Here is a 10,662-nt window from a genome sequence, read left to right as displayed (position 1 = left end):
CGGGCCTCTGGATCACCGGGTGGCGCGCCAGATAGTCCGGGCTGGCACACAGCAGCCGCTCGGTGCTCCAGAGACGCCGCGCCGCCAGGTTGGAGTCGCTCATGTCGCCGACCCGCACGATGGCATCCAGCCCCTCGCTGATGGGATCCACGATGCGGTTGGTCAGCTCCAGCTCCACCTTCATGCCCGGATAGGCTTGCAGGAAGTTCGCCACCAGCCTGCCCACCACCAGCTGTCCCGTCTCGATGGGCACCGCCAGCTTGAGGGTCCCCGTCACCTCCTGCTGGCTGGCACTGAGCATCAGCTCGGCCTGGGCCAGCTCCTCCACCGCCTTGCTGCAGCGTAGATAATATTGTTCACCGGCTTCCGTCAGGGTGAGCTGCCGGGTGGAGCGATAGAGCAACCGCGCGCCGAGACGCTGCTCCAGCTCGGCGATGCGGCGGCTCACCGTCGCCTTGGTCATGCCCAGCTCCTGGGCAGCGGCGGTAAAGGAGCCCTTGTCGACGATACGAACGAGGATTAAGGCAGCATTCAGGTCCATTGTTTCACCAGTGAAACTGTATATCTCATGAATGGATACTAATCGAAACAGTTGCACGATGTTAGCCTGCCCGCCACAGTTCAGGAAAACCAATATCATGAGTCAACACAAGAAGATCCCCCTGCTGGCCGCCCTGGTGCTGGCCCTGCTCGGCCTGCTGTTTGCCGGTTACTGGTATCTGCATGGCCGCTACTTCGAGAGCACCGACAACGCCTACCTGCAAAGCGAGGTGACCGGCATCGGTTCCAAGCTCTCCGGCTACATCAGCGAAGTACTGGTGACCGACAACCAGGCGGTGAAGGCCGGCCAGCTCATCGCCCGGCTCGACGACCGCGAATACAGGACCAAGGTGGCGGAGGCCGAGGCCGATCTGCACCTCAACCAGGCGACGGCGGATAACCTCGCCGCCACCCGTATCCAGCAGTTGAGCCTCATCCGCCAGGCCGAGGCAAAAGTCAGCTCGGCCAATGCCGAGCAGGTCCGGGCCCAGCAGCAGGTGCGCCGGGTCAGCCAGCTCAATGAGCGTCACTACAGCTCCCAGGACAGCCTGGACGAGGTGCGTGCCGGCTTGCAGGTCAACCAGGCCCAGGCACTGGAGGCCAAAGCCGCCCTGCAGGCCGCCCGCGAGCGGCTGCTGGTGCTGGATGCCGAAGCCAAGCAGAACCAGGCCAGACTGGCTTTGAGCGAGGCCCAGCTTGAACAAGCCAGGCTGGAACTCGGCTACACCGAGCTGCGAGCACCGGCCGACGGCATCATCGGCAAACGCAGCCTGCGGGAAGGGCTCTACGTCCAGTCCGGTATGCAGGTGGCCAGCCTGGTGCCCCTGAGCCAGGTGTGGGTCGAGGCCAACTTCAAAGAGACCCAGTTGCAGCACATGCAGCCGGGCCAGAAGGTGGAGGTGATCCTGGATGCCTATCCGGATCAACCGGTCGAGGGGATCATCGACAGCCTCTCTCCGGCCACCGGTGCCAAGTTCGCCCTGCTGCCACCGGAGAACGCCACCGGCAACTTCACCAAAATCGTGCAGCGGGTGCCGGTCAAGATCCGTATCCCGGATCCGGGCGCCCTGGCGGGCAAGCTGCTGCCCGGCCTCTCCACCGAGGTGATCGTCGACACCCGCACCCCTGATCCCGTGGTGGCCGCCCACTGATGGACGCCATACCACGCCGCAACTGGATCGCGGTCATGGGGGGCCTCATCGGCGCCTTCATGGCCATCCTCGACATCCAGATCACCAACGCCTCCCTGAAAGACATTCAGGGGGCGCTCTCGGCCACCCTGAGCGAGAGCTCCTGGATCTCCACCTCCTATCTGGTGGCGGAGATGATCGCCATTCCGCTGAGCGGCTGGCTGAGCCGGGGACTGAGCGTGCGGCGCTACCTGCTGTGGACCACGGGCGCCTTCATCGTCGCCTCCGTGCTCTGCTCATTCAGCTGGAACCTCACCAGCATGATCGTCTTTCGGGCGCTGCAGGGCTTCACCGGCGGGGCGCTGATCCCCATGGCCTTCTCCCTCATCGTCAGCCTGCTGCCGCTGCACAAGCGAGCCACAGGCATGGCGCTGTTCGGCCTGTGCGCCACCTTCGCCCCCGCCATCGGCCCGACCCTGGGGGGCTGGCTGACGGAGCAGATGTCCTGGCACTACATCTTCTATCTGAACGTGCCGCCCGGCCTGCTGGTGATGGCCATGCTGGCCCACGGACTGGACAGGAAGCCGGTGGACTGGGAGGTGATCAAGCGGGTGGATCTCATCGGCATCCTCACCATGGCGGTGGGTCTCGGCCTCCTGGAGGTGGTGCTGGAGGAGGGCAACCGGGAGGACTGGTTCGGCTCGAGCTTCATCGTGCGGCTCACCGTCATCTCGGTGGTGGCCCTGGTGTTCTTCGTCATCAGCCAGTTGCTGCGCCGCCACCCCCTGGTCAACCTGCGGCTGCTGCACAACCCGCGCTTCGCCCTGGCCTGCTTCGCCTACCTGGTGCTCGGCATGGGGTTGATGGGCTCCATCTATGTGCTGCCCCTCTACATGACCCAGATCCACAACTACAACGCCCTGGAAATCGGTGAGGTGCTGATGTGGATGGGGTTGCCCCAGTTGCTGGTGCTCCCCCTGGTGCCCAAGCTGACCCACAAGATAGATCCGCGCTATCTGGTGAGCTTCGGCTTTCTGGTCTTCGCCATCAGCTGCTTCATGAACGTGAACATGAATGCCGACTACGCCGGGCCTCAGCTGATCCAGTCCCTCATCGTGCGGGCCCTGGGGCAGCCCTTCATCATGGTGCCCCTCTCCCTGGTGGCGACCGCCAGCCTGACGCCGGACGAGATCCCCTCTTCCTCGACCCTGCTCAACGTGCTGCGCAACCTGGGGGGCGCCTTCGGCATCGCCATCATCGCCACCCTGATCGACAACGACACCCGGACTCATGTCAGCCAGATCGGCAGCACCCTGGCCGCCACCAGCATCGAGGGGCAGGCCTATCTGATGCAGCTGGCCCAGAACATGATGGCCCAGGGAGCCGGGCCGGAGCAGGCCCAGTTGCAGGCCCGGGCCATGCTGTCGAACACCATCAGCCGCGAGGCGGCCATCATGGCCTACAACCAGGTGTTCTACGTGATGGGTATCTTCCTGCTCGTCGCCAGCGCCCTGATGCTGCTGCTCAAGCAGCCGGCCCCGAGGGCCCCTGACGCAGAACCGGTCGAGGCGTGAAAGGTGGGGATCACATAGCAAAACGGGCCAGAAGGCCCGTTTTTCATGGCAGCCCGCCGGTCAGCCCGCCAGGGAGGCGGCGATCAGGAATTGGGCCGCGAAGTAGCTGCTCATGATCCAGGCCGTGGCATGGGGGAAGGGGCGGCGGAATCTGTCCAGCGCCAGCATGCTGTCGGAGAAGAGGAACATCAGCGCCCCCACCAGGGCGGCGGCGCTGCCGGCAGTGAGAGAGGCATGCCAGGCACCGGCAGCCACCCAGGCCATGGCGATGATCACCAGCATGTAGCAGAAGACGGGGATCCTCATCTCGCCGAGCTGGCCCCACAGGAGCCCGAACACCATGCCGGCCACCAACAGAAGCAGCAGGCCGTCCACCAGCTTGAGCACCAGGGGCCCCTGGGCGAAACCGACGATGTAGCAGAGGTGAGCGACAAAAAATGCCGCCAGCCCCTGGATGAAGCGATCCCGTGGCAGCATCAGCAGCACGTCCCCCGCCAGCGACAGGCAGAGACCGAGCAGGATCCAGGCGTGGGAACCGTTGTGATCGTCGCCTTGGTAGCCAAACGCCAGGGCGATGATGAACAGCATGGTCAGGGGTTTGCTGATGTAGAACTGACGGGAGTCTGAGCCGTAAGCCGCGCGGATGTGCCACCAGCCCGATGCGATGATCAAGAAACTCAATAACATGCCCTGCTCCTCACCGGCTGCTCGCCCTGGGGCGGCAACCTCTTTAGTGCCCGCAAGAGTAGCAAATTCCCCCGGCCAGTGGCAGAGGCTGAAGCAGATGGCTCCCTACACCTAAAGTCTAATTGCCCCCATCCCCGCCCTCGGGCATAAGAGACAGCTCTGGAGGATCACCATGGAAGATGCTATGACCAACTACCTGCCCGCTATCGATATCATGATGTGCCATCTTGGCATCAGCTTTGAACAGGCCTGCGAGCAGCTTGGCCTCAGCCCGCAGGAGCAGCAGACCCTCGACCAACTGCAAAAACAGAAGCAGACCCAGTCCAACTGATGCCCTGGACTGATGGCCCGAAGCGGCCGGCATCACGGCCCAGCATAAAAAACGGCGCCCGAAGGCGCCGTTTTTTATTGGGTGATGATCAGGGTCGAGCGACCCGGCGGCGTTGCAGCCAGACCACGGCCCCGAACAGCAGGAAGCCCGGCAGCCACATCAGCTCCTTGGGCCAGCGCTCGGTGGGCGCCTTGACGCTCAGGATCTGCTGATCCATCTCCAGCCCCAGATCGGCCGCCTGGCTGCCGAAGGTGACGGTGTCGATCAGGATCTTGCCGTCCTGCTCATAGGTCTGGATCCCCAGCTTGGTCAGACGATCCTCACCGCTCGCGCCATCCGGCACCGGCAGCAGCACGGTGAAGCGGCGCAACTTGCCCACCGCATCTTCCCCTTCCATGCGCAGGCGCAGGGTGCTCTCGGCCTCCACCTGCCCCATGGTCTGGACCAGCTCGGCCGGGGCGGTGTCGCGATATGGGTCGTGCAGCAGATCCATCCAGAAGCCAGGACGGAACAGGGTGAAGGCCACCAACAGCAGCAGCACGCTCTCGTACCAGCGGCTCTTCACCAGGAAGAAGCCCTGGGTGGCGGCAGCGAAGATCAGCATGGCGATGGTGGCCACGAAGAAGATCAGTACGCCGTGGGCGAAGTCCACGTTGATGAGCAGCAGATCCGTGTTGAAGATGAACAGGAACGGCAGCGCCGCGGTACGCAGGCTGTAGTAGAACGCCGTGATCCCTGTCTTGATGGGGTCGCCCTTGGAGACGGCGGCCGCGGCGAACGAGGCCAGCCCCACCGGCGGGGTCACGTCCGCCATGATGCCGAAGTAGAAGACGAACAGGTGCACCGCGATGAGCGGCACGATGAGGCCGTTCTGCTGACCCAGGGTGACGATCACCGGCGCCAGCAGGCTCGATACCACGATGTAGTTGGCAGTGGTCGGCAGCCCCATGCCGAGGATGAGGCTCAGCAGCGCGGTGAGGATCAGCATGAGCAGCAGGTTGCCCATGGAGAGGAACTCCACCAGATCCGCCAGTACCAGGCCGACGCCGGTCTGGGAGACAGCCCCGACGATGATGCCGGCAGTGGCGGTGGCAATGCCGATGCCGATCATGTTGCGGGCACCGGCAATCAGCCCCTCGCGCAGGTCCACCACGCCATCGGTGAAGGAGCCGTAGTCATGCTTGCCGTCGGTGCGCAGCCAGTTCAGCAGCGGTCGCTGGGTCAGCAGGATGATGATGAGCATCACCGACCCCCAGAAGGCCGACAGCCCGGGGGAGAGGCGCTCCACCATCAGACACCACACCAGCACCACCACGGGCAGCAGGAAGTGCAGGCCGGAGAGCAGCACGGCGCGGGTCTCGGGCAGCTCGTCCAGTGGCTTGTCCGGGTCTTCCGCCGGCAGCGGCGCGTTGCTGGCGGCGATCTTCAGCAGTCCCAGGTAGGCGACGGCCAGCAGCACGCTGATCCCCGGCAGGGCATAGTCACCCAGTACCGGCTTGAGCCAGCCCAGACCGTAGTAGACCGCCATGGAGAGGCCGCTGATGAGGGCGGCACCGAAGGCGAAGCCGGTCAGGCGGCGCAGCCAGGGGCGCGGCTGACGGTTGCCGATGGGCTGCATCCCGAGCTTGAGCGCCTCGAGGTGCACGATGTAGAGCAGGGCGATGTAGGAGATGGCCGCCGGCAGGAAGGCGTGCTTGATGATCTCCACATAGGGGATACCCACGTACTCCACCATCAGGAAGGCCGCAGCCCCCATGACCGGGGGCATGATCTGGCCGTTGACCGAAGAGGCCACTTCCACCGCGCCGGCCTTCTCCTTGGAGAAACCGACCCGTTTCATCATGGGGATGGTGAAGGTGCCCGTGGTCACCACGTTGGCGATGGAGGAGCCGGAGATGACGCCGGTCAGGGCCGAGGCGACCACGGCCGCCTTGGCCGGGCCGCCGCGCAGGTGACCCAGCAGGCTGAAGGCGAGCTGGATGAAGTAATGGCCCGCACCGGCACGCTCGAGCAGGGCGCCAAACAGCACGAACAGGAAGACGAAGCTGGTGGAGACCCCGAGGGCGATGCCGAACACCCCTTCGGTGGTGATCCACTGGTGGTTGGCCAGCGCATGCAGGCTCACCCCGCGGTGGGCCAGCAGGGAAGGCATCCAGGGACCGGCCAGGCTGTAGGCCAGGAAGACGATGGCGATGACCGCCAGGGCCGGGCCCAGGGCGCGGCGGGCCGCTTCCAGCAGGAGCGGAATGCCGACGCAGGCCACCGCGAAGTCCATGGTGGTCAGGTTGCCGGGACGCTGGGCAAGCTCCTGGTACATCACGAACAGATAGCTGGCGACGGCGGCACCGACGAGGCCGAGGGCGATGTCGGCAAGGGGAACCCTGTCTCGCGGTGAGCTGCGCATGGCCGGGAACACCAGGTAGGCGAGCAGGATGGCGAAGGCCAGGTGAATCGAGCGTGTTTCAGTGTCGTTGAGAACGCCGATGCCAAGGGAGAAGGGCAGCGGCGAGGCAATCCAGAGCTGGAACAGGGACCAGATCAGCGCAAGACCCGCGATGATCCAGCTCATGGGGCCGACGGGCAGCCTGGCGCCGACGTCCTGGGCGATCAGCTCCTCGGCCGAGAACGCCTCTTGTTGTTGTGTTTGCTGCATAGTGTGACTCTGTAGGTACTGCAATAAATGAGACTCGCTCCCCCGAAGGAGGAGCGAGTCCGGGGCACATCCGAAGACGCAGCCGGATTACATCCAGCCACGTTCCTTGTAGTAGCGCACCGCGCCTTCATGCAGCGGAGCGGAGAGACCCACCTTGATCATGTCGGCTTCCTTCAGATCCGCGAAGGCCGGGTGCAGGCGCTTGAAACGGTCCAGGTTGTCGAACACGGACTTGACCAGCTGGTAGACCACTTTCGGGTCAGCCTTGGCGCTGGTGGAGAGCACCGCCTTGCCACCGATGGACGGGGTCGGGTTCGGGCTGCCCTTGTAGAGACCACCCGGGATCTCGGCCTTGCTGTAGTAGCTCTTCTCGGCCAGCAGCTTGTCGATCTCGGGGCCGGTGACCGGCACCAGCACGGTGTCCGTGGTGGTGGAGGCTTCCTGGATGGCGCCGTTCGGGTGGCCGACGAAGTAGCTCATGGCGTCGATGTTGTTGTCACCCAGGGCAGAGGCCTGCTCGGCGGGTTTCAGTTCGGAGACCAGGCTGAAGGCGGATTTGTCCCAGCCCTTCACGGTCATGATCTCTTCGAAGGTGTCACGCTGACCGGAACCCGGGTTGCCGATGTTGACGCGCTTGCCCTTCAGGTCGTCGAAGCTGGCTACCTTGGCGTCCTTGCGGGCCAGGATGGTGAACACTTCGCTCTGCAGGGAGAAGACGGCGCGGATGTCATCCATCGGACCTTCGGCCTTGAACGGCTCGACGCCCTTCATCGCCTTGTACTGGTGGTCGGACTGCATGATGCCGAAGTTGAATTCGCCGGAGCGGATGCCGTTGACGTTGGCAACACCACCGCCACTGGCCGGGGCGTTGCACTTGATCTGGTGATCGGCGGCGCCGCGGTTGAGGAAGCGGCAGATGGACTGGCCCGCCACGTAGTAGACGCCGGTCTGACCGCCGGTGCCTATGGTCACGAAGCGCTCCTGCGCTTGCACCGGACCACCAAACGACACACCGACCAGAGCCGCCGACAAGGCGCACGCCAAGGATAATCCTTTCATGTTCTTCATCCTTTTCATTGATTTATTTCACCCGTTTCCCGGGAGAATATGAGACAGACCCGCACCAAGACTGGGTTCGCCTATACGACCTCGTACGAGGAAATGGTCGAGCGGCACGCGCCCTTCCAGAAGCCACCATCATCCTGCAGTGAGATAATCAGCGTCATGCCGATCGGAGGTGATCTGACCAGAAACGGGTCAGTTCAAAAGCATTAACGCCCCGATTAAGCACATAACACCAACATAAATCAAACAAAACAGCAAAATGGCGGATTTAAATAGCGAGAAGTTTGAAGCGGATCATTAATTTCTCAAGGGCAGATTAATTACATGAACTATCAAAGGGAAGCAATAAAAAGCACGCCCAGATTCTTTCGCAACCCTTGACTGGCAAGGATTAGAAACCTGGTCCGTTATATTGCGAAGTGCTTACTGAACAGCATAAACACGACGTTAATGACGCTTTTGTCGCCAAGATGCAAAAACCCCGATCCGGGGCTGCCGGAACGGGGTTTGGTAACAAGCTGATTTCATTTGGGCCCGGCCATCACGCCTTGCTGCCAGCCAGCTCCAGAATGAAGGCGAACTCCAGGGCGATGTCCTCATAGGCCTTGAAACGGCCCGACTTGCCGCCGTGACCGGCCTCCATGTCGGTACTGAGCAGCAACTGGTTGTCATCCGTCTTCAACTCACGCAGCTTGGCCACCCACTTGGCTGGCTCCCAGTACTGCACCTGGGAGTCGTGCAACCCCGTGGTCACCAGCAGATTCGGGTAGGCCTGGGCCTTGACCTGATCGTAGGGGCTGTAGGCCTTCATGTAGTCGTAGTAGCGCTTCTTGTTCGGGTTGCCCCACTCGTCATACTCCCCTGTGGTGAGGGGAATGGACTCGTCCAGCATGGTGGTGACCACGTCGACGAAGGGCACCTGGGCCACCACGCCGCGATAGAGCTGGGGCGCCTGGTTGATGACGGCCCCCATCAGCAGACCGCCGGCGCTGCCCCCCATGGCATAGACCTGATCCCTGGCACCATAGCCTTGCGCCACCAACGCCTCGGTCACGTCGATGAAGTCGTTGAAGGTGTTCTGCTTCTTGAGCAGCTTGCCCTCTTCATACCAGGTGCGGCCCAGCTCCTCGCCACCCCGGATATGGGCGATGGCGTAGACGAAGCCCCGGTCCAGCAGACTCAGGCGTGAGCTGCTGAAGTCCGGGTCCATGCTGGCGCCGTAGGAGCCATAGCCGTAGACCAGCAGGGGATTGGTGCCTGCACCGCCCCCTGCCTTCTTGAACTTGTCCTTGCGATAGACCAGCGACACCGGCACGGCCACGCCGTCACGGGCGGTGATCCAGAGCCGCTCGCTGGCATATTGCGCAGGCACGAAGCCCGCCACCGGCTGCTGCTTGAGCAGGGTCCGCTTGCCGCTGTCCATGTCGAGCTCATAGGTGGAGGACGGCGTGGTCATGGAGGAGTAGCCATAGCGCAGGGCGCTGGTGTCCGGCTCCGGGTTGTAGGCAAGCCAGGTGACATAGGCGGGATCGTCGAAGGCGATCTCCTTCTGCTCGCCGCTCTGCCAGTTGACCTGGCGCAACCGGGTCAACCCCTGGCTGCGCTCCTCCAGCACCAGCCAGTCCCTGAACAGGGCATAGCTCTCCAGCAGCACGTCCGGATTGGGGGCGATCACCGCCTTCCAGCGATCCACCGGGCTCTCCTTGGTCTCATAGAGGCCGAAGTTCTTGCCGTCCTTGTTGGAGCGCACATAGAAGCGACCACGGTAGTGATCCAGGCTGTATTCGTGATCCACCTGACGGGGCAGGAACAGGCGTGGCGTCTGGCCCGGCACATTGGCATCAATGAGGCGCGCCTCGCTGGTGGTGGTGCTGGAGAGGGAGATGACGATGAAATCTTCCGAGGTGGTGGCGTAGAGGCTCACATAGAAGGAGTCGTCCTTCTCCTCGTAGACCAGGATATCCTTCGCGGGGTCCGTGCCCAGCTCGTGGCGATAGACCTGGTAGGGCAGCAGGGTCTTGGGGTGCTTGCGCACGTAGAAGACCGTCTTGCTGTCGTTGGCCCACACCAGGTTGCCGGAGGTGTTCTCGAGGGTGTCGGCGGCCCAGGCGCCGCTCTCCAGATCGAGGAACTGGATCCTGTATTGACGGCGGGAGAGATAATCTTCCGCCACCGCCAACCAACGGTTGTTGCGGCTCACCTCGAGCGCCCCCAGGGCATAGAACTCGTGGCCTTCGGCGCGCTGGTTGCCATCCAGCAGCAGGGTGGGCGCCCCGTCCCCTTCCACCTTGCTGCGGGAGTAGATGGCGTACTCCTTGCCCGGCTCGTAACGGGTCTGATAGCGGTAGCCGTTCTTCACATAGGGGACAGACTCGTCCTGCTGGGGAATACGGGCCACCATCTCCTTGTAGAGCTGCTCGCGCAGCGGCTTGATCGGTGCAAGCATGGCCTCGGTGTAGGCATTCTCGGCCTTGAGATAGTCCAGCACCTCGGGCTTCTGCCGCTCGTCGTCACGCAGCCAGTAGTAGTTGTCGACGCGCGTGTCCCCGTGTTTTTTCAGGGTATGGGGGTGCTTGGCAGCCACCGGGGGGACAATGACAGGCTGGGTGGAAGTATCGCTTGTAGGCATGGCGGACTCTTCGCCTCTCTCATCAATCTGCTGGCCATCCGTTATGCGCTGGC

General features: G+C 63.2%; 8 protein-coding genes. 3 read left to right on the top strand and 5 right to left on the bottom strand.

Annotated elements, in window-relative coordinates:
- Positions 1-541 (bottom strand): LysR family transcriptional regulator (locus tag AACR77_RS23155; protein WP_231563228.1); only part of this gene is annotated, 541 nt, incomplete at its 3' end.
- A 97-nt stretch (positions 542-638) separates the two neighbouring features.
- Between AACR77_RS23155 and AACR77_RS12370 the strand changes: the two genes are divergently transcribed.
- Positions 639-1,691, top strand: a complete 1,053-nt coding sequence (locus tag AACR77_RS12370; RefSeq protein WP_039040403.1) for an HlyD family secretion protein — start codon at positions 639-641, stop codon at positions 1,689-1,691.
- Positions 1,691-3,244, top strand: a complete 1,554-nt coding sequence (locus AACR77_RS12365) for a DHA2 family efflux MFS transporter permease subunit (RefSeq protein ID WP_042881900.1) — start codon at positions 1,691-1,693, stop codon at positions 3,242-3,244. The genes AACR77_RS12370 and AACR77_RS12365 overlap by 1 nt, the downstream gene beginning before the upstream one ends.
- A gap of 60 nt (positions 3,245-3,304) precedes the next feature.
- Here AACR77_RS12365 and AACR77_RS12360 read toward each other — a convergent pair whose 3' ends face one another.
- Positions 3,305-3,931, bottom strand: coding sequence for a lysoplasmalogenase (locus AACR77_RS12360; protein ID WP_039040401.1), 627 nt, complete (start codon positions 3,929-3,931; stop codon positions 3,305-3,307).
- 172 nt (positions 3,932-4,103) lie between these two features.
- Here AACR77_RS12360 and AACR77_RS12355 point away from each other — a divergent pair, with 172 nt between their 5' ends.
- Complete coding sequence (locus tag AACR77_RS12355; protein WP_005332188.1) at positions 4,104-4,262, top strand: hypothetical protein; 159 nt, start codon at positions 4,104-4,106, stop codon at positions 4,260-4,262.
- A gap of 88 nt (positions 4,263-4,350) precedes the next feature.
- Here the strand turns inward: AACR77_RS12355 and AACR77_RS12350 are convergent, their stop codons facing one another.
- The 3 genes from AACR77_RS12350 to AACR77_RS12340 all read right to left on the bottom strand — a co-directional run bounded on the left by AACR77_RS12350 (position 4,351) and on the right by AACR77_RS12340 (position 10,609).
- Positions 4,351-6,915, bottom strand: a complete 2,565-nt coding sequence (locus AACR77_RS12350; RefSeq protein ID WP_042881898.1) for a TRAP transporter permease — start codon at positions 6,913-6,915, stop codon at positions 4,351-4,353.
- Between the two features lie 87 nt (positions 6,916-7,002).
- Positions 7,003-7,974, bottom strand: coding sequence for a TAXI family TRAP transporter solute-binding subunit (locus tag AACR77_RS12345; protein ID WP_042881914.1), 972 nt, complete (start codon positions 7,972-7,974; stop codon positions 7,003-7,005).
- 547 nt (positions 7,975-8,521) lie between these two features.
- A complete protein-coding gene (locus AACR77_RS12340) occupies positions 8,522-10,609 on the bottom strand; it encodes a S9 family peptidase (protein WP_042881912.1) in 2,088 nt (695 codons plus the stop codon).
- Positions 10,610-10,662: the final 53 nt, after the last annotated feature.

Source organism: Aeromonas sp. ZOR0002 (assembly GCF_963866995.1).
Classification (GTDB): Bacteria; Pseudomonadota; Gammaproteobacteria; order Enterobacterales; family Aeromonadaceae; genus Aeromonas; species Aeromonas caviae.
Note: the sequence above shows the minus strand (reverse complement) of the source record. Positions and strands in the feature narration are given on the sequence as shown.